The organism is Rhizobium sp. 57MFTsu3.2 (genome assembly GCF_012932765.1).
In the GTDB taxonomy this organism is placed as follows: Bacteria; Pseudomonadota; Alphaproteobacteria; order Rhizobiales; family Rhizobiaceae; genus Rhizobium; species Rhizobium altiplani.
In genome coordinates this window covers 94,941-115,875 of the sequence record NZ_JDWI01000004.1, presented here as the reverse complement: position 1 = coordinate 115,875, position 20,935 = coordinate 94,941, and the positions used below count along the sequence as shown (strand labels likewise).

Genomic DNA, 20,935 nt, shown 5'->3' with positions numbered 1-20,935 from the left:
GTCGAAGGGTAGGGTGCCGGACCTCTGCCGGCCCTAGCGGTCAATCACCAAGTCGCTGAGAGGCTTGGAGCAGCAAGGCAGGAACAACCCGGCATCGATCTCTCTTTGCCTTATGCCGCCATTGTGGTTCATGTCCACCGCACCGGAAACCAGCTTCGACTTGCAGGTACCGCAGACGCCGTTGGAGCAGGATGACGGCAGCCGCACGCCCGATTTCTTGGCGCAGGAAAGCACCGTCTGGTCGTCTGCGACCTCGATCTTTTTCGATTGTTTGGCGAACTCGACCTGGAAAACCTTGTTTGGGATCGTGGCCTCGCCGATGGCCGCCGGTTCCTCGATGATGGCGGCATCGAAGCTCTCTTCGATGTAGCTCCCCTGGGGCACGCCGAGTTGCGCGGTGATCGAGCGTGCCGCGGCCATGAAAGGTGCTGGACCGCAGCACATTATGGTTCTTTCCGCGATATCCGGCACGGCGAGCTTCAGGAATTCGGGCGAGATGCGCCCCGTCAGCCCCGGCCAGGATGGCTCTCCATCGACGCTTTCGGGCAGAAACTGCAGGCGAAGACCCTTCATTCGTGCCGCAAGACAGCTCAACTCATCGCGAAAGATCAGGTCGACCGGCGAGCGGGCGGCATGAAGAAAGACGATGTCGGCAGGCTCGCAGCGATCCGCAAGACCGCGCAGAATGGACATCACTGGCGTAATGCCGGAGCCGCCGGAAAGAAGCAGAAGCTTCGGCGCGGCAACGCGCGGGCAGACGAAATAGCCGAGCGGGCCCTGAGCCTTCACGGTCATCCCGCTTTGCATGTTGTCATGAAGCCAGTTCGATATTCTTCCGTTCACGACGCGCTTCACCGTCACGGTGAAAGCGTTGGAGCGGTGCGGTGACGAGGAGATGCTGTAGCAGCGGGCCTCGGCGTCATCGCCAATCGGGAAGTCGAAGAGGAAGTATTGCCCGCCGTCGAAGCTGAAGCGCTTGCCTTGCGGCGACGCAAAGGTGAAGCTCTTGACGTCATGAGTTTCCTGATGGACGTCCAGGCACACCAGTGTGTCGTCGTGCTCGGGATCCCATGTATCGCGCGAGACTGAGCCGTCCTGCTTCAGTGCGAAATCAATATCCATTTGCGCGCATCCGATCGATATACCAGATTGCGAACTTGTCGAGGTTCGTCTCCGAGAATTGCGAGTAGGGGCCCGGCAGATAAGCAGGATCGAGCGCGCCGGCATGGGAGCGCGCCACCAGGTCAGCGTCCTGGTCGGTTGTTGCAATCCAGACGTCAGTGAGCTTGTCATGATCGTAATCGACGCCCTCGACTGCATCCTTGTGCACCAGCCACTTCGTCCGCACGAGCGTCTTGCCAGCGGACAGCGGGATCACGATGGCGATCACAGCATGATCGCCCATGAAGTGGTTCCAGGAGTTGTGACCCCAGAGATGTGTGTCCCCCAGGTCCTTCCGGGTCATCTGGCCGAGCAGCCGCGATGATGCGGCGGTGGCGTCATGGGTCTGGGACTCGCCTGCGCCGGCGATGATCAGCCTTTGCGTGCGGAAATTCGTGGCGCAGTCGGAGAGTTGCTCGACGGCGGCAGATGGGAAGCCATCCGCCTCCCATGCCCTGGTCCGCTCCTCATACAGCCGGAAATGCTCTTCAGCCTGCGCGCGATCCTCAGGGTTCAAGGTTTCCGGGTCAAAGCCGAAGTCGAGGTCGACGAAGGACACGCAGAGCTCGGGATGGTTTGCCGAACAGTGGTAGCACTCACGATTGTTCTCCATCGTCAGCTTCCAGTTGCCCTCCTCGATCACATCAGTCTGATGCGCAACCCTCGCATTGCGGATATCGTAGGGAGCAAGGCGCTCGACCATCGTGCTTTCGAGGACGTCGATGTCCTCTGGTGGGGTGTCGGAAAGGCAGACATAGATAAGCCCGCCGATCGACTTGAAGGTCACAGGCTTCAGTCCGTGACAGTCCTTGTCGAAGTCCTTGCCCATGTGGGGAGCATAGCTGAGCTCTCCCGTAAGCTCGTAGGTCCAGGTGTGATAGGGGCAGACCAGCTTTGAAACGATCGTTTTTCCTGCGTCCAACAGGCGCGAGCCACGGTGGCGACAGACGTTGTGCAGCACCCGAATGTCGCCGTCGTCATCTCGCAGAAGGATGAGGCTCGTCTTGCCGATGTCGATGACAGTGGCATCGCCAGCTTCCGGGACGTCGCAGTCGAGACCGATGCAGATCCAGTGTTTGTGGAAGAAAACGTCGATGTCCGCTTCGAAGACGTCTTCACGCGTATAGAGACCGGCGGGCAGCGAGTGCCCGTTCGTGCGAGCGTCGAGAAGGGCGGAGATGGAAGAGGGAAGTTTGTTTAGCATGAGAGTCCCTTATGCTTGCCTTCCTGCAGACTGCTCTTGCTCCCAAGGCTCTTCAACGGCATAAATTCTCAAGTTCGCATAATGAATGGTAATGTGACGGGGCATGAAATGCAGTTTCGCAGGCGTTTGCCGTCGATGACGGCGCTGATCATGCTGGAAGCGGTCCTTCGCCGAAAAAGTTTTACCCTTGCGGCAGGCGAGCTCGGGGTTACCCAGGCGGCCGTCAGCAGGCAAATCGCGCTGCTGGAAGAAGAGCTGGGACAGCCGATGTTCGTGCGCAAGCACCGCGCGATCGAGCCGACTGCCGCCTGCCTCGTGCTGGGGGCGTCGCTCGGGCAGAGCTTCTCGAACATTTCCGATGCGATCGATGCCATCAAGGGGGCGGCCCAGGATGTCGTCACCATCGGCGCGACCGTGGCCTTCTCGTCTTTCTGGCTGCTTCCGCGGCTCGCCGATTTTCGCGCTCAGAATCCGGGCATTCAGATCCGCGTCATCTCTCAGGATGCGAAAATCGATCTGGACAGCGGTGCCGTCGATCTTGCCATCCGTTTCGGGCTGCCACCTTTCAACGACGCAACGGTGATCGCCTCGCGCGGCGACGTCATAATGCTCGTCTGCTCGCCGGACTACCTCGACCGGCGTGGCAACGGCCCATTGGCCGCGACTGACGAGTTCATCGAGACCGATGCTGAAGACCGATCCTGGCTGTCGTGGGGCCAATGGCTCGCCGAACTTGGCGTGCACTTCGAGGTGAAGCCGTCTCTGCGCTTCAGTCACTACACGGAGACGATCTTCGCTACGCGCGCCGGTCAGGGGGTTGCGCTTGGCTGGGGCACCCTTGTTCAGACATTCCTTGATGACGGCACGTTGGTGGCGCTCGATGAGACGAGACTGTCCCCGGAAGGCCGGTACAATGTCCTGCTGCCATTGAAATCCAGAAGGACGGTGGCGATCGACCGGGCCTCGTCGTGGCTTACCGCTGCGCTTCACAAGTGATTGTGCTGCCGTCCTGAGCGACAATGGCCATTGGCTCCAGTCGTGCAAGAAATCTGACTCCCAGCCATTTCTTGCGCAGCCAAGCGCGCCGGCCGGGCACCAAGAGCACGTTCGAAGCCATCCCGAAACTGTCGTTGATATCTAGCGTCCGAGCTTCCTTGAGCAGATCCAGGAAGAGGAAATTTGACGTGTGACTTGACTGTCTATCATATGTCTACATAATGTCTTCAAAAAGGAGATCCAATGATTGACGGCATGATCACCGACCCTCCGAACATCGACCGCAAGGCCAGCCTCGGTCTTGCGCTGCGACAACGGATCCTGACCATGGAGCTTGCTCCGGGCGCGGTCCTGGACGAGGTGGCGCTCAGCGAGGAGTTCGGCCTGTCGCGCCCGCCGGTGCGAGAACTGATGCGCCAGATGGCCGGCGAAGGCTACATCGAGTTGGAGGCCAACCGGGCTGCGCGGGTCAGCTCGATGAGCTACCAATCCCTGCGGGATTTCTTTCTTCTGGCGCCGATGATCTACATCACGGCAAACAAGCTTGCCGCCGAGAACCGGACCCGGGCGGAACTCGACGCTCTCAGGCAGATCCAGCAATCCTTCCAGAAGGCGATCGATGCCAACGATGTGGACGGTCGCGTGTTCTACAACGATCAGTTTCATCGCCAGCTCGGCGAAATGGCTCACAACGTCTATCTCGTTCCGAGCCTCCGCAGGCTTCAGATCGACCACGCCCGGATCGGGAAGATCTTCTACACGCATCCAAATACGCCGCGTATGCAGGAGGAGCTCGAACTTGCTTCCAGGCAGCACGAGGAAATGATCGAAGCCGTCGAACGGCGCGACGTCGACGCTGCGGGTGAGCTTGCGCGCCTGCATCTCGAACTCTCTCGCAGAAACATGGCGATGTATGCCACCCCGGAGGGTCTCGAGGCGCCGACGCTCTAGAGGCCGACATCGCGACCTCATCGGCGCGCTTGCCGGGGGTAAGATTCTGATCATGCGGCGCGCGACATTCGATGTTCGCGCGGCCGAACAATGCGGGCTGCTCACGGCAATCTTGCACGAGCTTCCGACAGGTTACCTCAGGAGGATCAAACGAATGTCAGAGTTCCAGTTTCAAGGCCTCAATCTCGCGATCACCACGCCTTTCGACGACGCGGGGCGGATCGACTACATCAGTCTGGAGCGCAACATTGAGCGATATCTGGCGGCTGGCGTTCGCAGCTTCCTCCTCAGTTCGGGAACAGGCATGCACGTCTATCTTTCCAAGGAGGAATCCGAGGGGCTGATCAGACGTGGGGCGCGGATCGTGAATGGTAGGGCCAAGATCATCGCCCAAACCTCTGCGCTTCTCGTTGAAGAGGCCGTGGAGCGCACGGCGCGCGCCCGCGATGCCGGCGCCGAAGGCGTGATGGTTCTTCCGCCGTTCTTCGAAGGGCCGACCGACGACCAGGGCATCGTCGACTTCTACGCCGAGGTTGCCGGGGTTGGCCTTCCGGTGATCGGTTACAACGTTCCGCAGGCTGTCGGTGTCGCGATCACGCCGGAGCTATTGCTCAAGTTAAGCGAAATTCCCGGCTTTTGCGCCGTCAAGGATAGCGGTGGCGATCTAGGCAAGCAGGCGGAACTCATTCGCACCGGCAAGTTCGTCATGAATGGCGCCGACAATCTCGTTCCCTACGCGCTCTATGCCGGCTGCCACGGTCTGATCTGGGGAGGCGCGAACTTTGCGCCCAGAACATGCCTCGCAGTCGTCGATGCCGCCGCCAGGGGGAACTGGGCTGAGACCCGTGAGCTCTGGAAGCTGCTCGAGCCGGTGATGGCCCTTCTTTCGAAGGGCGACTACGTCCAAACCGTCTATGCTGCCGCGCATCTGGCCGGATACGGTGCCGGGTCCCCGAGAAAGCCCCTGCGCGCGCTTTCGTCCGATCGCATTCCAGCGCTGCGGCAGTCGATCGAAACGCTCATCGAGCGGGAGGCGATTTGACGTGCCGCGCACTTCCAACGAGGTCTTCGTCGCATCCAGGCTTCCGAAACGCGCCGGTGTTTCAGGCTGGGTGGCGACGCTCCCGTCGCGAAGGCCGCATCCAGCGCTGCATGGTTCGCCCACCGCTGATGTCGCGATCATCGGCGCCGGCTTTGCCGGCCTTTCCGCGGCCCGGCGGATTTCGCGCCTCGACCCTTCCGTAGGTGTTGCGATCCTGGAAGCAGGGATCGTCGGTGAGGGGCCGGCAGGTGCGAATTCGGGCTTCATCATCGACCTTCCGCACGAAGTTTCCGCCGACGATTTCAATGGGGAATCCGAGGACAGGTTCAGCCAGTCCGTGTTGATACAGCGCTCGGCGATTGCCTTGGCCACGGAAATGGCCGTCGAATATGGCTGGGGCAGCGACATCTTCGACCCGTGCGGGCGATATAGTGTTGTGATCAGTCCCGAAGGCGACAAGCACCTCACGGCTTACGCAGCGCGTCTTTCCAAGATGGGCGAGGATCACCGATTGCTGAGTGCCGGCGACATTGCGGCCGTGACCGGATCGTCCGCCTACACGTCCGGTCTCTTTATGCCCGGTACGGTTATTGTTCAACCGGCCGCCTATATTCGCGCTGTTGCCGACGGCTTGAACGAGCCGATCAGACTTTACGAGCAGACGCCGGCGCTTTCGTTCGAGCGTTTCGGGAACGGCTGGCTCATCAAGACGCCGCAGGGCTCGGTGCAGGCGGAAAAGATCATTCTGGCAAACAACGGTCACGCGGAAAGCTTCGGCTTCTTCCGGGGGCAGCTTTTGCATGTCTTCACATACGCCTCGCTTACCGAAGAGTTCGATCCCTCCCGCCTTGGCGGAGAACGGAAATGGGCGGCAACGCCAGCTCTGCCGATGGGAACCACCGTTCGCCGTATCAACACGACAGGCGGTGACCGGATCCTGATCCGCTCGCGTTACAGCTACAATCCGGGCATCAAGGTGAATGACGCCGCGATAGTGCGGGCCGGGTACCTGCATGACGGGAAGTTTGTTCAGCGCTTCCCCAGCCTACATGGTGTGGGAATGCAGTATCGCTGGGCGGGCGCCATGGCTCTGACACGCAATCATGTCCCGGCCTTTGGCGAAATCGCGCGCAACGTGTTTGCCGCATGCGGCTGCAATGGCCTTGGGGCCTCGAACTCGACGGCATCGGGAATTGCTGCCGCCGAACTCGCTCTGGGTCACGAGTCCGAACTTGGCCGGGTCTACGCCAGACTGGCCGCGCCGACGGCACTGCCGCCGCAGCCGCTCACAACGATCGGCGCTAAGCTCCATCTTGCATATCGCGAATGGCGTGCCGGGGCAGAGTGATCGCCGGGTCCGTCCTAAGGGTTTTCTTAGTACTCTAAAGCGCTAAGCCATCGGCCTCGTCGGAGAAAGCCGCGCTGGAGCTGGGTGCGCAACACCGCTTGTGGCCCTCGATCATTCGCTCTTGGACGACGAGAGTCCCAGCTGGTCGCCATCGTTGATCTGCGCCTCTCCCCGCTTTTCCAAGGCCAATATTGGACATCTCGCTCCCGTTTTTGCGGACGATCAGATAGAAAAATACGAAGGCATATCAATGGCATATAGACACGCTCCCCTGAAATTGTATTTCCACTAAACTTTTATTGTGTACGCAAAGTACACAATTTATTGACAGCATATTAGATGCGTGCCATGTTTTAGCCATAGCCCAACCAACGGCGTGGAGTGACGCATGGCGAAGACCGTGAAGAGCAACCTGTACGAGGACTTGAAACGTCAGATCCTGACAATGGAGCTCGATCCAGACGCCGATCTCGACGAAGCCAGCCTGAGCGAACGCTATGGCCTTTCCCGGACGCCGGTGCGGGACATCTTCCGGCGGCTGGCAGGCGAGGGCTATGTCGATATTCGTGAGAACCGCGGCGCGCGCGTCATTCCGATGAACCACGCCACGCTCAGAAACTTCTTCCTGGTTGCGCCGATGATCTATGCGGCCATCGGGCGTCTGGCGGTGCAGAACTTCAAGTCACAGCAGCTGGCAGACTTGAAGCGGACGCAGGATCGCTTCCGCAAGGCGAGCGCGAACGGCGATGCGCTGGACATGGTCCTCGAGAACAATCGTTTCCACGAGATCTTCGGTGAGATGTCGGCAAACGTGTACTTGCAGCCAAGCCTCGGCCGTCTGCTCATCGACCACGCCCGAATTGGCCACACCTTCTTCCGACCGAAGAACGAAGACATGAAGCGCAGGCTTCAGCTGGCGGTCGAACACCATGACGCATTCATCGAAGCGCTTTCGGCGCACGACGAAGATGCCGTCGTCGATCTCGTCTTCGAGCACTGGGAATTGTCCCGCGAGAACATGGAGATGTTCATCGCGCCGCAGGGGCTCAAGGCGGACGTCCTGATCGGCGGTCCCGCCGCCAAAACATTGGAGAAATCACAGTGAAGTTCGAGGGGATCTATACCCCGGCCATCACGCCGCTCGATGCAAGCGGACAGATTGACCGGAAGGCTTTCGCGGCGGTGCTGGAGTCTCTGATCGAGGCCGGGGTTCACGGGATTATCGTCGGCGGATCGACCGGCGAGTACTACGCCCAGACAAGCCAGGAGCGCTTCGACCTGGCGTCCCATGCGAAGGACGTCATCGCAAACCGCTTGCCGCTCATCATCGGAACGGGCGCGACCAGGACTGAGGATTCGGTCGAATACGCGAAGGCCGCCAAGGAAATCGGCGCCGATGCGATCCTCGTTTCCACGCCTCCCTATGCGCTCCCGACCGAGCGGGAAAATGCGGTTCACGCGCTCACCATCGACAGTGCGGCCAATCTGCCGATCATGCTCTACAACTACCCGGCTCGCATGGGTGTGGTGATGGGCGAGGAGTATTTCTCGCGCGTCGGCAAGTCGAGGAATGTCGTCGCCATCAAGGAAAGTTCCGGCGACATGAGCAACCTGCATCTGCTCGCCAGGAAGTTCCCGCATATCGCGCTTTCCTGTGGCTGGGACGACCAGGCGCTGGAGTTCTTCGCATGGGGCGCAAGAAGCTGGGTTTGCGCGGGATCGAACTTCCTGCCGAAAGAGCATGTCGCTCTCTATGAGGCCTGTGTGGTCGAGAGGAATTTCGACAAGGGCCGTGCCATCATGACCGCGATGTTGCCGCTGATGGACTTCCTCGAATGCGGCAAGTTCGTCCAGTCGATCAAGCACGGCTGCGAGATCATCGGCCTTGGGGCCGGTTCGGTGCGCGCGCCGCTTCGCCCGCTCAATTCGGAAGAAAAGCGAACACTCCAGACCGTCGTTGCCACCTTGAAGCGCACGGTCGGCCAGATCACGTCGGGAGCCAATTGTCATGCATGAACCATTGACCGCCACCGAATACAGGGCGATCGCAGCCGACATACAGTTTCCGACGAACGCGTTCATTGATGGCGCATTCCGTCCGGCACGCTCTGGCAAGACTTTCAAGTCCAGCAATCCCGCGACCGGCGAGACCCTTGCCATCGTTGCAGCCTGTGACAGCACGGACGTCGATTGTGCCGTACTCAAGGCGAGGGAGGCGTTCGATGATGGCCGCTGGCGGCTGCGCTCGCCATCCGAGCGCAAAGGCGTGCTCTTGCAGCTTGCCAAGCTGATTGAGCGCAATCGTCACGAGCTTGCCGTGATGGAAAGCCTCGATAGCGGCAAGCCGATCCGCGAGTGCCAGACAGTCGACGTGCCCGATACCATTCATACGCTGCGCTGGCATGCCGAGCTGGTTGACAAGCTCTACGACAACACGGCGCCCGTCGGATCGAATGCGCTGACAATGATCGTGCGCGAGCCTGTCGGCGTCGTCGGCTGCGTTCTGCCCTGGAACTTTCCCCTCCTTATGCTTGCATGGAAGATCGGCCCCGCTCTGGCTGCGGGATGCTCCGTCGTCGTCAAACCCGCTGAGGACACGACGCTGACGACGCTTCGCATCGCCGAGCTTGCTCATGAGGCGGGCATCCCTGCCGGCGTCTTCAACGTCGTCACCGGAAGCGGCAAGGATGTCGGCGAGCCGCTTGGCATGCACATGGACGTGGATATGATCGCCTTTACAGGTTCGACGCCGACGGGACGTCGCTTCCTGCGCTATGCGGCGGACTCCAATCTGAAGCGCGTGGTACTCGAATGCGGCGGCAAGAATCCGGCAGTCGTTCTCGACGACGCTGAAGATCTCGACCTTGTCGCCGAGCAGGTCGTCAATGGCGCCTTCTGGAACATGGGCGAGAATTGCTCGGCCACATCGCGGCTGATCGTGCATGAAAGCGTCAAGGACGAGCTGCTCAACCGGATCGGCACTTACATGCGTGAATGGAAGACCGGAGACCCACTCGACCCGGAAAACCGCATCGGTGCCCTCGTCAACAAGGCTCATTTCGAAAAGGTCGCTTCCTTCCTCGACGATGCGAAGAAGGAAAAGCTTTCTGTCGCGCACGGCGGCAAGACGCGCGACGGCATCTTCGTCGAGCCAACGGTGGTCGAAGGCGTCACCCCGTCCAGCCGGCTTTTCAAGGAGGAGATTTTCGGGCCGGTTCTCTCGGTCACGACCTTCAATTCCATCGCCGAGGCGATCGCCCTCGCCAACGATACGAATTATGGTCTGACGGCTTCGATCTATACCGGAAGTCTCAAGAACGCGATCAAGCTCTCACGCGAAATCCGCGCAGGCGTTGTGACAGTCAACTGCTTTGGAGAGGGGGATGCGACGACGCCGTTCGGCGGCTACAAGGAGTCCGGCTTCGGCGGTCGCGACAAGTCCATCTTCGCCCACGACAATTATTGTGAGCTGAAGACGATCTGGATCGACGTTTCCGATCGCTCGGTCGACGAGACGATCCGATGACGAAGACTGTGGTCAGACGGCTTCCTGCTGAATCCGGTGTCTCTGGCTGGGAGGCGATCAGCAACCGCATTGCCCCCATGCGGACGCTCGAAGGCAGCGTGACGGCCGACTGGCTCATCGTCGGCGCGGGGTTTGCGGGATTGTCTGCGGCGCGACGACTTTCGCAAATCCGACCGCACGACAAGATCGTCGTCATGGAAGCCGGCGAGGTGGCAAAGAGCACGGCAGGCCGAAATTCCGGTTACATGATCGATGTGCCGCACAACCTCTCGGCGGGCGAATATTCCAGCGCCAGCGAGGCGGCAACGACGCTTGAGATGGCGCAAAACCGCTTTGCGATCGATTTCGCAAAAAGTGCTGCGGACGAATACGGGATGTCCCGGGAAACATTCGACCCGTCGGGCAAGATCAATGCCGCTGCAACGGCGAGGGGAATGAGGCTGAACGTCAGCTATGGCGAGTCGCTCCGGCGCATCGGCGAAAAGCACATGTTTCTCGATCGATCCCAAATGCGCGAGCTCACAGGCTCGGACTACTACCTTGGCGGCCTCTACACGCCCGGCGCGGTCATGATCCAGCCAGCTGACTACGTCCGCGGCTTTGCGGCCGGGGTCGGGCAACGTGTGACGATCTTCGAGCGCTCGCCTGTGACGGAACTCCGGCGTGAGGGAGGAACCTGGACCGCCAAATCGACAAACGGGACAGTCACAGCGCCGAAGGTCATCCTGGGCGTCAACGGACATATCGAGGACTTTGGCCATTTTCGCGGACGGCTGATCCATATATTTGCCTACGCCTCGATGACGGCTCCGTTTGCCGCGGACGATGCTGCGCACGCAGCTTCCGGACAAGACCGGTGGGCCTTGCTCCCGGCCGATGCCATGGGGGCGACGGTTCGCAAGATCACATCGAACGGCCTTTCGCGGATCGTGCTTCGGACGAGATACACCTATGACAGAACGATCACCGTCACCGACAAGCGGCTGGCCAAGCTCGCGGCCGCTCATCGTCGTTCGCTGGATGCGCGCTTTCCGAAATTGACCGATTTGCCGTTCCAATACAGTTGGGCCGGACGTCTCTGCCTCAGTCGCAATCATGTGCCGGCCTTCGGCGAAATCGACGACGGGTTGTTCTCGGCCTGCTGCGAAAATGGCCTTGGGACCGTGAAGAGCACGCTTGCCGGCGTGCTGGCTGCCGAGCTGGCGACAGGAACCGGCTCGGAACAACTCGACAAATACATGGATCATGCGGCGCCCACGAGACTGCCGCCCGAGCCGCTGGCATGGCTGGGGATCAATTCTGTGATCCGGTTGCAGGAATTGCGTGCAGGCCGCGAGGGATGATCCCTCGCCGCGCAATGTGAAGACTGAGGCTACCCGCACGTCTTCAATGAAAATGGGAACAAAGAACTAGGAGTAAGAGCAATGAAGGCTTTGTGGAAAGCGCTCTGCGCGGCTGCGATGGTCGGGATCAGCATTCTTCCTGCCCGGGCGGAAGAAAAGACGATCACCATGGGCACGATGTCATGGGAAGACCTGACGCCCATCACCGGTATCACCAAGAAGGTTCTCGAAGACGCCGGCTATACCGTCAAGGTGACCGAGTTCTCCGAATGGGGCATCGCCTATGCTGCTCTTGCCAAGGGCGACATCCAGGTTCTTACCTCGCAGACGGACTATGTCGCTCAGGATTACTGGAACAAGAACAAGAGCCGGCTGGAGAAGATCTCACCGGTTTCGCATGGTCTCTACCAGGGCATCGCCGTCCCGAAATACGTTCCGATCGACTCTCTGGAACAGCTCAATGAGAACGCCGACAAGTTTGGCGGCAAGATCATCGGCATCGAGCCGGGCGCCGGCCTGATGCGGGACTCCTCCAACGCCGTCAAGGACTACGAGATCAAGTTGCAGCTTGTCGAAGGCAGCACGGCTGCAATGACGGCCGCACTCAAGTCGGCCTATGACCGCAAGGAGTGGATCGCCGTCACGATCTGGGAGCCGTCATGGATGGTCCAGAAATACGAGGTGAAGTACCTCAAGGATCCGAAGGGCGTCTTCCCGCCGCCGCAGAGCTACTACTGGATCGGCCAGAAAGGCTTTTCCGAAGAGAACCCTCACGCCCGTGAGTTCATGGCAAGCGTCTACGTTCCGATCGCCGACATCACCGCCATCAACGGCGAGGTCAAGGACGGCAAGACAATGGATCAGGCCGTCGAGGGCTGGATCGCAGCGCACGCTGACCTGATCAAGCGCTGGGAAAACATCAAGAAGAACTAGTTGCGCAGGGCCGTCCGATCCGGTCGGACGGCCTTTGAAGCCCAACGAGAAAAGCCAGCACCAATTGGCTCAAGGGGATCGCTATGAAAGCCGCAAATGCCGATACCAATGAAGTCCTGATTGACTGCCAATCCCTCTGGAAGGTCTTTGGAGACAAGTCCGCCGCCGCCATGAAATCGATCACCGAGCGCGGACTTAGCAAGAAGGACGTGCTGAAGGAGTTCAACTGCGTCGTCGGCGTTTCCAACGCCAGCCTGCAGGTCCGGCGCGGCGAGATCTTCTGCATCATGGGCCTGTCAGGCAGTGGAAAGTCGACGCTCATCCGATTGCTCAACAAGCTGATCACGCCAAGCGCCGGAAAGGTGTTCGTAAAGGGCAAGGATATTGCCGCCTTGTCTCCGGGCGACCTCCGGCAGATGCGCGCCAAGAACATCGGCATGGTATTTCAAAGCGTTGCGCTGCTCCCGCACCGTACGGTGCTCGAAAATGCGGCCTTTGGGCTGGAAGTTCAGGGCATTCCCAAGCCCGAGCGCAACAAGACCGCCAAGGCTGCGCTGGAGACGGTCGGCCTGGCAGACTGGGTCGACCGTTACCCGAAGGAATTGTCCGGCGGCATGCAGCAACGCGTCGGCCTTGCCCGCGCGCTTGCCTCCGATCCGGAAATCATCCTCATGGACGAGCCTTTCAGCGCGCTTGATCCGCTGATCCGTCGTCAGCTTCAGGACGAGTTTCGCCAACTCACAAAATCGCTCGGCAAGTCCGCCGTCTTCATCACCCATGACCTCGACGAAGCGATCCGCATCGGCGATCGCATCGCCATCATGAAGGATGGCGTCATCATCCAGACGGGTACCGCCGAGGAGATCATTCTCAATCCGGCGGATGACTATGTCGCCGAGTTCGTCGCAGGCATATCGCGACTTCACCTGATCAAGGCGCACTCCGTGATGCACAGCGTCAGCGAGTTTCAGCGCAGCGAGCCACACAACGACATCTCATCGCTGGTGCGAACCACTCCGGACGCCGACATCGACGAACTGATCACGTTGACCATGCAGACAGACCGCGACGCTATCGCCGTCGTCGACAACGATCAGGTTGTCGGCGTCGTCACGCCGCGCAGCCTCCTCATGGGCGTCAAGGGCACCTCCAACAGCGATCGCGTGGCCGCCTGATCGCAGAACGGGAGCTGAGTGACATGGACATATCAAGCTTCACAGACATCTTCGACGAATGGACAGACACCGCGCTCGAGTGGGTAAGCGAAAACGGAGAATCCCTCTTCGACTACGTCAGGTGGGTTCTTGAGGGCCTCTACGATGGGATCCTCTGGTTGCTGCAGCTTTCGCCATTCTACGTCGTCGCAATCGTGGTGGCGCTGGTGGGCTGGCGGCTGGTGAACGCCTGGTTTGCGATCCTCAGTGGCGCTGCGCTTCTCCTGTGCTTTTCCATGGGGCTCTGGTCCGAAACAATGAGCACCCTGGCACTGGTTCTGACGGCGACGGTGATTGCGCTCGCGGTCGGCATCCCTGTCGGGATACTGGCAGGCTTCTTTACGGCACTCGACCGGTTCATGGAACCGGGTCTGGACCTGATCCAGACGCTTCCGCCGTACATTTATCTCCTGCCTGCCATCGCGCTCTTGGGCTACGGCCCGGCGACAGCGCTTATCGCCACCATCGTGGTTGCCATGCCGCCGGCAATCCGGCTGACCTCGCTAGGTATCCGCATGACGCCAAGGGAGTTCATCGAGCTTGGTGAGGCAAGCGGAATGCGCCCGAGCCAGATGTTTTTCAAGATCCGCCTGCCATTTGCTCTTCCCAGCATCATGGCTGGCATCAACCAGAGCCTGATGATGGCGTTCGGCATGGTCGTCATCGCCGGTATCGTCGGCTCCGGAGGCCTTGGCGAAACGATCTATGGCGCGATCCGCACGCTCGACATTGCGACATCCATCAACGGGGCGATCGCCGTCGTCGTTCTGACCATGGTCATCGACCGCATGACCCAAAGTGCGGGCCGGCTTGGCGCAGGGAGGCATTCATGAACCCTTCGATACTCAAGTTTTCGCCCGGAGCTTTCCTCGCTCCGGCGGTCGACTGGCTGAACACGAACCTGCACCCCTTGTTCGCTGCAATCAGCTATGTGGTGGAGGCCGTCCTGTCGGCAATCGAGGCAGCGCTCCTGTTCGTCCCGCCTTTCGCCCTTATTGCGATTGTCGTCGTCGCGGCCTTCCTTGCGGTCAATCTTCGCGCGGCCATCCTTGCCGGCCTGTGCCTGGGGTTTTGCCTGATCGTGGGGCTTTGGACGGCATCGATGCAGACCGTCGCACTGGTGACGGTCGCCGTCTTGATCTCCGTGCTCATCGCGTTTCCGATTGGCGTCCTCTGCTCGCGCCACAAGACCCTCGAAGCCTTCGTGCGCCCAGTCCTCGATGTGATGCAAACCGTGCCGCCGTGGGTTTATCTCATCCCCGCTGTGATGATCTTCAGCCTTGGGCGGGTTCCGGCCATCATCGCAACGATCGTCTACGGTATTCCGCCGATGCTGCGATTGACGACTTTGGCCTTCAACCAGGTGCCGCACGAATACGTCGAGCTTGGCAGCGCGATCGGAGCGCCCCCTCGTTCCGTGCTCTGGAAGATTGAGATTCCGCTCGCCAAGCAAACGCTCTTGGTCGGCCTCAACCAATGCATTCTTCTTTCCCTGGCCATGGTCGTTCTAGCCGGCCTGGTCGGGGCAGGTGGCCTTGGCGCCGAGGTGACGCGCGGTCTGACCCGGATGGAAATGGGACTGGGCTTGCGCGCGGGTCTCGCAATCGTGGCTGTTGCTCTCTTGCTCGATCGAGTGAGCCGTGGTCTTTTCGATCGCGACAGGGGACCTCGGGCGGCCTGACATGAAGGAGATTGAGATGCGACCAGAAGACTATCGGCAGGCAGGAGCCGTCGGCAAATCCGCCAGCCGACTGAAGGTTGGTTTTGTTCTTGCCCGGTCTTTCACGCTTTCGGCGTTCGCGCTCTTTGTCGATACGCTGCGGCTTGCCAGCGACGAGCATGATCGTTCCGGACGGGTGATGGCGGACTGGCAGGTGCTCGGAAGTACGAGGCACCTGATCGCCTCCAGCTGTGGCGTGCAGGTGGCCCCGACGTCGGATTTCGTGGACCCGGCGAGGTTCGATTACATTGTGGTCGTTGGAGGACTTCTCACCGCGAGAGACCCGGTCGATCACGATACGGTCAGGTTTCTCAAGCGTGCGGATGCCGCCAAAATCCCGTTGATCGGTCTCTGCACCGGATCGTTCATTCTTGCCGATGCGGGACTGATGGCCGCCCACGAGACCTGCGTGAGCTGGCTTCACTACAAGGAGTTTCGCGAGCGCTTTCCCGATCTCGCCGTGCGGTCGGATCGGATATTCAATCTGGATCGGCAACGCGGCTCCTGTGCCGGTGGCAGCAGTGCAGCCGACATCGCGGCAACCCTGGTGCGGCGGTACATCAGCCGGGAGGCCGAGAGAAATGCCTTGGAGGTCCTCCAGATCGAGAAGGCGCGTTCCGCCGGCGACATTCAGCCCCGGCGCCCGCTACACGACGACTACGAAGATAACCGCGTCAAGGCGGCAATGATCCTGATGGAGCAGCATGTCGAGGGGGGCATGACCATTCCCAGGCTCGCGACGTCGGTTCGCCTGTCGCGGCGACAGCTCGAAAGACTGTTTTTGGAGAAGGCAGGGATGTCTCCCGCGAAAGCCTATACCCGCGTTCGAATGGAGAGGGCACGCGCGCTGCTTGTGCAATCGAAGGCCTCTCTGATCGAAATCGCGCTCGATGTTGGATACGAGAACGCCTCCCACTTCACCCGAACGTTCAAACGCATATTCGGCCAGACGCCAACGCAACTTCGGGCCTCTGCACTGGGATTTCAATAGATGCGCAAGGTCGGGACAATCAGCGAGTTGTGGCGCTACCCAGTCAGTTCCACCGCAGGCGAACTGATCGAGCAATGCGAGGTCACGGCGACCGGTGTCGTCGGCGATCGTCGGCTTGCGCTCGTTGATGCAGCCACAGGTGTCGTTGCTCATCCTGAGCGCGACAAGCGATGGCAGAAAGCGATCTTCATCAGATCGAGGACCATCTCGGATGGCACCGTGGAAATCAAGTTACCGGGCCACGACTGGCTGTCCGTCGATGCGCCGGGGTTGACGGAAGCTCTCACGGGGTTCTTCGAGTTCAAGGTAACTGTAATGCCCTATGAACGCGCAAGGCCGGCGGATGATGGAACCCTCTTCGCCATCGACCGGTATGACGTTTCGCCGCTTCACCTTCTGACAAGCGCGTCGGTCGACCATCTGAAGGCCATCCATCCCAACGGAGATCCCGACCGGCGCAGATTTCGCCCGAACATTTTTCTTGAAACCGAGCCGGATCTCTCCGGCTTCGCCGAATTGCAGTGGGTCGATGCACCTGTAAGTATAGGACATGTCCGCGCAACGGTGATTGCGCCGACCAAACGATGCGGGTTTACGATCATCGCTCAGGACGGACTGGAGAACGATCCGGAAATCCTCCGAAATGTGATGAAGTTTGGTAACCGTAACATGGGCGTCTACTGCCGACCCAACGAGCCAGGGGTTGTTCGTGTTGGAGATGCCGTTTTCATTTCCGCGTGACCGTCCTGCTACATCCCTCAGCTTAAGGCTGTCATCCTCGTTGAACCTTTGGGCCGCCAGCGAAGGCCGACATGACCGACCAACACTGAGCGAGAAACCAGCAGGATGGAAACTTCGCCTTGGCGGGTGAGTAGTTTTCAAGCTCGCACCCGCTTGCAGTCCTCGCCAAGGCCGTGGCCAGCGCCACGTTGGCGTTGCAACGAGGCGCTGAGACCTGAGAAAAAATCAGCCAATTGCTACTGGCAGACGCGCATGCTCTCCATATGCCATCCACCATCGTAGGCATTCGGCACCCGCCGGTCTTCGAACCAGCAACGCGGCGGTGGTGGAGGCGGCGGATCGATGTAGCGCGGCTCGCTGTTGTTTACGATCGCGCCACCGATCAACCCACCGATGACGCCGGCAGCCAGACCACCGGCAATCGCGGCGCCATTGTTGTCGTGATGGTGATGGCGCCGCGGTGGAGGCGGCGGATCGTCATAATGTGGCCTTCGCCACTCCTGGGCAGACGCAGGCGCGGCCATCGGCAATAGAGCGGCAACGCCGCAAGAGGCCATGACTGCCCAGGTAAGTATCGTTTTCATTGCAACTCCGATATCGGGTAGTGGATTTGAAAAATTGCTCAAGGTGGCCGGATCAAATGCCGGCGACCTTATCCTGGTTCTTGGTGTCAAAGTCGGCGGCATCATGGCGCGCCTCAACAAGAGCCCAAACGGGAGTAAGGATAGCCGAATGTCGCCTGATGAGCCTTCAACCAGTCAAGCCTTCTTCGAACTCCTTGCGCAAAGCTTCTTGCGTGCTGTCGGCCGACCGCTTGTCGAGCCAGGGCAGGGAGCCGAATGGCTCTACTTCGACGCCCCTTTTGTGGTCGTCGCTCACAATACCGAGCCGGATCCTCGGTTCATTTATGCAAATCTCACGGCACAGCGATGTTTCGGATACTCGTGGGACGAGTTTACGAAATTGCCTTCTCGATTATCTGCTGAAGCTCCGGATCGACTGGAGCGCCAGGCGCTTCTCGATGCAGTCGCACGGCAAGGATTTATCGCGAACTATCGCGGACTTAGAGTTCGCAAGTCCGGCGCGCATTTTTGGATGGAGGATGGGCTCGTCTGGGAACTGCGGTCAGAAGCCGGAATTCGGCTGGGGCAGGCTGCCACGTTCTCCAGCTGGACGGAAGCGTAAGCTGGGGGATATCGACGGCCTCGTCTTCAGGAATGTTGACCGAGAGACACCGATTTCCTGGAGCATACGATCAATCTCACCTGGCGACCGCTCCCGGGCGCCACAAGTCGAGCTGACCGGTGCTGCACGCGAGGCAATTCCGCGCGGCAGTGGACGTGGGCGAACCGCAATGACCTTTACGCATTCCTGTGGCCGCGACCTTTCTTGTCGCCTTCCTGGCCGCGGAATGCGCTGGACTTGCAGTTGGGGTTAGGCCGCCAATCGCAGAACCCCTTTCAGGAGCTTTCTTAGTGGGCTTCAATAGTTTGACAAACTTTGCCATCACAGGGTAGCCTGAGACCTCAAGGAGACTCTAATGGCAACCATGAATGTATCCCTGCCGGACCCGATGAAAGACTGGGTCGAAGCGCAAGCTAAGACCGGTCGATACTCGAACGCGAGTGACTACGTTCGAGACCTTATCCGCAGAGACCAGGCCCGGACTAACAAAATTGCGGAGATGCAACGTTTCGTCGATGACGGAATCAAAAGCGGCGTAGGAGGCCGTTCGAAGGACGAGTTGTTTTCCGCTGCCGTTGCGCGTGCCGAGATCACCCGCAGACGTGATTGATGCCATTCAGGCTCTCTGTTGAAGCGGAAGAGGATATCGTCTCGATCGCCGAACAAGGTATCCGCAACTTCGGATCCTTGGCCGCCAAACGATATCACGATGAGCTTTTTGATGTGCTCGATCTCATAGCCGCGAGTCCTCGAATGACGCGTGAGCGCCAGGAGATTTCGCCGCCTGTCAGAATCCATCCATTCAAGGCTCACCTGGTAATCTATCGGATCAACGATGATGGGAGCGTTCTCGTGATCCGTATCCGTCATGGTCACGAAGATTGGATTGGAGACTCCCTCTAACGCGCCGCAGTATCGCGATTTGCAACTAAGGCTTTGGACTTCCCGGCAGCAGAGTCCCCCAGCACGCAACTATAGGCTGCCGCCTCGACTTAGGTCAATCCGCTCCAACACTGATCAGGACGATCTTCCCAAAGGGACAGCCGGATAACATAGCCGAAGATTTGACTGTGTTGTTCTCAGTAGTGAAGAGTGCCTATCGGAAGCCAGCATCTGTTTCCTACAGTCGGACATATTGTGGATCCGCGTCTGATGAGGAGGCATTCGACACCATCGCACAATTTCTATTTGCTGACACGGAGGTTGGAGAGTGAATCGGCGATCTGCTTGAAGGCCGACTGAAGCGCGGCCGTTGTCGGCGAGTTGAAGTAGAAGGCGTTCTGGCTGGCGCAGCTGCTCAAAAGCTTTTGGGTGGTTTCGTCGGGCCCATTGAAGGCAATTGTGTAAATGATGATGCCGGAGTTCTTCATCGCCGTGCAGACCGAGGACAGACGGTCGTTGAGTTCCGTCACCGCGGCATCTTTGTCGGCCGTCCCGAGTTTTTTGTCGGCCAGCCAGCCATAAGCGCTGTAGACGTCTGGCGACATCGTGTTCTCGCCGTCGGTCATGATGACTGCCGCCTTGTTCATGTTCTTCGTGTAGTAGTCGAGCGGCAGGTTGTAGGTTGCCATGTCGCCGCCCCAGAGACCACGCCATTTCGGAGACAACATCCGCCAGCCCCACACGGCCCCGAAGTTGATGTGGGTGTTGCCCACCGCCTTCATCGCCGCGATGGCGGCAACCACCGTTGCTTTCTTGGGCGTCAGGCGCGTCACTTCGGCGGGGCAGTTCTTGTTGGGGCCGAGGGACGTGGTGAGAGTCTTGACGTATGTTTTTTTGCCATTCTGGTCGACGCTGATCCAGTTGTTATCCGTGCCGTCTCGCCAATAGTAGGGCGTGATCGGCTTGCTGGAGGGAACCGCGTCAGAAATGTCGTCGGCCTTTACGGCCTGCGCCTCGACGCAGCCACCCCATGAGCCACCCGTTGATGTCGATCCCCAATCGAGCGCGGCGATGGAGCCGGACTTCATCCAGCTGGTATGGCTCGTCCCGACATTGACCGACTGCGAGAACGGAACGATGCCGACATAGAGGTTCTTGGCAACTGCGTCGTCGCCATAGAGGATGTTCACCAGGGTGTTGGCCGCGGACTTGAGGCTCGTGAGCGGCGTTCCCTTCATGGAGCCGGTGTTGTCGAGAACAAGTGCCAGTTCAAGGCCATTGGTCGATCGTTCGATGACGCTTTCCGCGCTGGTGCTGATCGTCTGGACGCCGAGGATTTTCATCAACGTCGCGGGAGCGCTGGCCGATGCCTTGACGGTCAGTGTCTTGTTGTCCGAGCTAATGGTCCAGGTCAGGCTGTCGAGCGTCCCGCCGATCTCCCCATCGTTGAAATTGGCGACTGCAAACTTTCGCAGCTCGACGTCGATGGTGGCGGTGTCCAGCTTGGCGACGGTCGAAAGAGCGCCGGCGTCGATGGCGCGCTGAAGGCTCGAATGGAGAAGCATCAGGCGGGCCGCGTCGATGCCGAACCCCGTCGCCCCGATCAGCGCCAGGCTGACGATGCCGACGAAGGGGAGGACGGCACCTTCCTCGGCCTTGCGGAAGCGGGAGATCATGGACATCAACGACATTGGATCA

General features: G+C 59.8%; 21 protein-coding genes. 17 read left to right on the top strand and 4 right to left on the bottom strand.

Going from position 1 to position 20,935, the window contains the following annotated elements:
• Positions 1-33: 33 nt before the first annotated feature.
• Both AF71_RS06440 and AF71_RS06435 read right to left on the bottom strand, forming a co-directional pair.
• The gene (locus tag AF71_RS06440; protein WP_169680425.1) at positions 34-1,122 is read right to left on the bottom strand and encodes an FAD-binding oxidoreductase; all 1,089 of its coding nucleotides are present in this window, start codon (positions 1,120-1,122) and stop codon (positions 34-36) included.
• Complete coding sequence (locus AF71_RS06435) at positions 1,112-2,365, bottom strand: aromatic ring-hydroxylating dioxygenase subunit alpha (RefSeq protein ID WP_169680424.1); 1,254 nt, start codon at positions 2,363-2,365, stop codon at positions 1,112-1,114. The genes AF71_RS06440 and AF71_RS06435 overlap by 11 nt, the downstream gene beginning before the upstream one ends.
• 108 nt (positions 2,366-2,473) lie before the next feature.
• On the opposite strand from AF71_RS06435, the gene AF71_RS06430 reads away from it, so the two are divergent.
• The 14 genes from AF71_RS06430 to AF71_RS06365 all read left to right on the top strand — a co-directional run bounded on the left by AF71_RS06430 (position 2,474) and on the right by AF71_RS06365 (position 17,170).
• Positions 2,474-3,361 carry a LysR substrate-binding domain-containing protein gene (locus tag AF71_RS06430; RefSeq protein WP_210258163.1) on the top strand — a complete coding sequence of 296 codons (888 nt, stop codon included), beginning with the start codon at positions 2,474-2,476 and terminating at the stop codon, positions 3,359-3,361.
• Positions 3,362-3,604: 243 nt separating this feature from the next.
• On the top strand, positions 3,605-4,312 hold the full coding sequence (locus AF71_RS06425) for a GntR family transcriptional regulator (RefSeq protein ID WP_169680423.1): 708 nt from the start codon (positions 3,605-3,607) through the stop codon (positions 4,310-4,312).
• Between the two features lie 154 nt (positions 4,313-4,466).
• Entirely contained in the window at positions 4,467-5,354 is an 888-nt protein-coding gene (locus AF71_RS06420; RefSeq protein WP_169680421.1) for a dihydrodipicolinate synthase family protein, read from the top strand.
• Position 5,355: 1 nt separating this feature from the next.
• Positions 5,356-6,702, top strand: coding sequence for an FAD-binding oxidoreductase (locus AF71_RS06415; RefSeq protein ID WP_169680420.1), 1,347 nt, complete (start codon positions 5,356-5,358; stop codon positions 6,700-6,702).
• A 388-nt stretch (positions 6,703-7,090) separates the two neighbouring features.
• A complete protein-coding gene (locus tag AF71_RS06410) occupies positions 7,091-7,807 on the top strand; it encodes a GntR family transcriptional regulator (protein WP_169680419.1) in 717 nt (238 codons plus the stop codon).
• Positions 7,804-8,718 (top strand): dihydrodipicolinate synthase family protein, encoded by a 915-nt coding sequence (locus AF71_RS06405; protein ID WP_169680418.1) that lies wholly within the window; start codon positions 7,804-7,806, stop codon positions 8,716-8,718. The genes AF71_RS06410 and AF71_RS06405 overlap by 4 nt, the downstream gene beginning before the upstream one ends.
• Positions 8,711-10,228, top strand: a complete 1,518-nt coding sequence (locus AF71_RS06400) for an aldehyde dehydrogenase (protein ID WP_169680417.1) — start codon at positions 8,711-8,713, stop codon at positions 10,226-10,228. Before AF71_RS06405 ends, AF71_RS06400 begins: the two co-directional genes overlap by 8 nt.
• The gene (locus AF71_RS06395; protein WP_169680415.1) at positions 10,225-11,571 is read left to right on the top strand and encodes an FAD-binding oxidoreductase; all 1,347 of its coding nucleotides are present in this window, start codon (positions 10,225-10,227) and stop codon (positions 11,569-11,571) included. Before AF71_RS06400 ends, AF71_RS06395 begins: the two co-directional genes overlap by 4 nt.
• A gap of 81 nt (positions 11,572-11,652) precedes the next feature.
• Positions 11,653-12,504, top strand: a complete 852-nt coding sequence (locus AF71_RS06390) for a glycine betaine ABC transporter substrate-binding protein (RefSeq protein ID WP_169680414.1) — start codon at positions 11,653-11,655, stop codon at positions 12,502-12,504.
• A gap of 83 nt (positions 12,505-12,587) precedes the next feature.
• Complete coding sequence (locus tag AF71_RS06385) at positions 12,588-13,679, top strand: glycine betaine/L-proline ABC transporter ATP-binding protein (protein WP_169680413.1); 1,092 nt, start codon at positions 12,588-12,590, stop codon at positions 13,677-13,679.
• Positions 13,680-13,702: 23 nt separating this feature from the next.
• Positions 13,703-14,551 carry a proline/glycine betaine ABC transporter permease gene (locus AF71_RS06380; protein WP_169680412.1) on the top strand — a complete coding sequence of 283 codons (849 nt, stop codon included), beginning with the start codon at positions 13,703-13,705 and terminating at the stop codon, positions 14,549-14,551.
• A complete protein-coding gene (locus AF71_RS06375; protein ID WP_169680411.1) occupies positions 14,548-15,399 on the top strand; it encodes an ABC transporter permease subunit in 852 nt (283 codons plus the stop codon). Before AF71_RS06380 ends, AF71_RS06375 begins: the two co-directional genes overlap by 4 nt.
• Before the next feature lie 16 nt (positions 15,400-15,415).
• On the top strand, positions 15,416-16,429 hold the full coding sequence (locus tag AF71_RS06370; protein ID WP_169680410.1) for a GlxA family transcriptional regulator: 1,014 nt from the start codon (positions 15,416-15,418) through the stop codon (positions 16,427-16,429).
• The gene (locus AF71_RS06365) at positions 16,430-17,170 is read left to right on the top strand and encodes an MOSC N-terminal beta barrel domain-containing protein (protein WP_169680409.1); all 741 of its coding nucleotides are present in this window, start codon (positions 16,430-16,432) and stop codon (positions 17,168-17,170) included.
• Between the two features lie 236 nt (positions 17,171-17,406).
• Here the strand turns inward: AF71_RS06365 and AF71_RS06360 are convergent, their stop codons facing one another.
• Positions 17,407-17,694 carry a hypothetical protein gene (locus AF71_RS06360; RefSeq protein WP_246733601.1) on the bottom strand — a complete coding sequence of 96 codons (288 nt, stop codon included), beginning with the start codon at positions 17,692-17,694 and terminating at the stop codon, positions 17,407-17,409.
• Between the two features lie 208 nt (positions 17,695-17,902).
• On the opposite strand from AF71_RS06360, the gene AF71_RS06355 reads away from it, so the two are divergent.
• The 3 genes from AF71_RS06355 (at position 17,903) to AF71_RS06345 (ending at position 19,258) form a co-directional block, all read left to right on the top strand.
• Positions 17,903-18,355: an MEKHLA domain-containing protein gene (locus tag AF71_RS06355; RefSeq protein WP_169680642.1), complete on the top strand. Its 453-nt coding sequence runs from the start codon at positions 17,903-17,905 to the stop codon at positions 18,353-18,355.
• A gap of 355 nt (positions 18,356-18,710) precedes the next feature.
• Positions 18,711-18,965, top strand: a complete 255-nt coding sequence (locus AF71_RS06350; RefSeq protein ID WP_025660847.1) for a type II toxin-antitoxin system ParD family antitoxin — start codon at positions 18,711-18,713, stop codon at positions 18,963-18,965.
• Positions 18,965-19,258 (top strand): type II toxin-antitoxin system RelE/ParE family toxin, encoded by a 294-nt coding sequence (locus tag AF71_RS06345; RefSeq protein ID WP_169680406.1) that lies wholly within the window; start codon positions 18,965-18,967, stop codon positions 19,256-19,258. Before AF71_RS06350 ends, AF71_RS06345 begins: the two co-directional genes overlap by 1 nt.
• A gap of 281 nt (positions 19,259-19,539) precedes the next feature.
• On the opposite strand, the gene AF71_RS06340 is transcribed toward AF71_RS06345, so the two are convergent.
• Complete coding sequence (locus AF71_RS06340) at positions 19,540-20,928, bottom strand: Tad domain-containing protein (protein ID WP_169680404.1); 1,389 nt, start codon at positions 20,926-20,928, stop codon at positions 19,540-19,542.
• Positions 20,929-20,935: the final 7 nt, after the last annotated feature.

Excerpts from the sequence above, each read along its gene's own strand:
- AF71_RS06390 (WP_169680414.1), top strand. The coding sequence starts at position 11,653 with ATGAAGGCTTTGTGGAAAGCGCTCTGCGCGGCTGCGATGGTCGGGATC.
- AF71_RS06345 (WP_169680406.1), top strand. The coding sequence starts at position 18,965 with ATGCCATTCAGGCTCTCTGTTGAAGCGGAAGAGGATATCGTCTCGATC.
- AF71_RS06400 (WP_169680417.1), top strand. The coding sequence starts at position 8,711 with ATGCATGAACCATTGACCGCCACCGAATACAGGGCGATCGCAGCCGAC.
- AF71_RS06355 (WP_169680642.1), top strand. The coding sequence starts at position 17,903 with ATGTCGCCTGATGAGCCTTCAACCAGTCAAGCCTTCTTCGAACTCCTT.
- AF71_RS06410 (WP_169680419.1), top strand. The coding sequence starts at position 7,091 with ATGGCGAAGACCGTGAAGAGCAACCTGTACGAGGACTTGAAACGTCAG.
- AF71_RS06425 (WP_169680423.1), top strand. The coding sequence starts at position 3,605 with ATGATTGACGGCATGATCACCGACCCTCCGAACATCGACCGCAAGGCC.
- AF71_RS06420 (WP_169680421.1), top strand. The coding sequence starts at position 4,467 with ATGTCAGAGTTCCAGTTTCAAGGCCTCAATCTCGCGATCACCACGCCT.
- AF71_RS06440 (WP_169680425.1), bottom strand. The coding sequence starts at position 1,122 with ATGGATATTGATTTCGCACTGAAGCAGGACGGCTCAGTCTCGCGCGAT.
- AF71_RS06385 (WP_169680413.1), top strand. The coding sequence starts at position 12,588 with ATGAAAGCCGCAAATGCCGATACCAATGAAGTCCTGATTGACTGCCAA.
- AF71_RS06365 (WP_169680409.1), top strand. The coding sequence starts at position 16,430 with ATGCGCAAGGTCGGGACAATCAGCGAGTTGTGGCGCTACCCAGTCAGT.
- AF71_RS06430 (WP_210258163.1), top strand. The coding sequence starts at position 2,474 with ATGCAGTTTCGCAGGCGTTTGCCGTCGATGACGGCGCTGATCATGCTG.
- AF71_RS06370 (WP_169680410.1), top strand. The coding sequence starts at position 15,416 with ATGCGACCAGAAGACTATCGGCAGGCAGGAGCCGTCGGCAAATCCGCC.
- AF71_RS06435 (WP_169680424.1), bottom strand. The coding sequence starts at position 2,365 with ATGCTAAACAAACTTCCCTCTTCCATCTCCGCCCTTCTCGACGCTCGC.
- AF71_RS06380 (WP_169680412.1), top strand. The coding sequence starts at position 13,703 with ATGGACATATCAAGCTTCACAGACATCTTCGACGAATGGACAGACACC.
- AF71_RS06395 (WP_169680415.1), top strand. The coding sequence starts at position 10,225 with ATGACGAAGACTGTGGTCAGACGGCTTCCTGCTGAATCCGGTGTCTCT.
- AF71_RS06375 (WP_169680411.1), top strand. The coding sequence starts at position 14,548 with ATGAACCCTTCGATACTCAAGTTTTCGCCCGGAGCTTTCCTCGCTCCG.
- AF71_RS06360 (WP_246733601.1), bottom strand. The coding sequence starts at position 17,694 with ATGGCCGCGCCTGCGTCTGCCCAGGAGTGGCGAAGGCCACATTATGAC.
- AF71_RS06350 (WP_025660847.1), top strand. The coding sequence starts at position 18,711 with ATGGCAACCATGAATGTATCCCTGCCGGACCCGATGAAAGACTGGGTC.
- AF71_RS06340 (WP_169680404.1), bottom strand. The coding sequence starts at position 20,928 with ATGTCGTTGATGTCCATGATCTCCCGCTTCCGCAAGGCCGAGGAAGGT.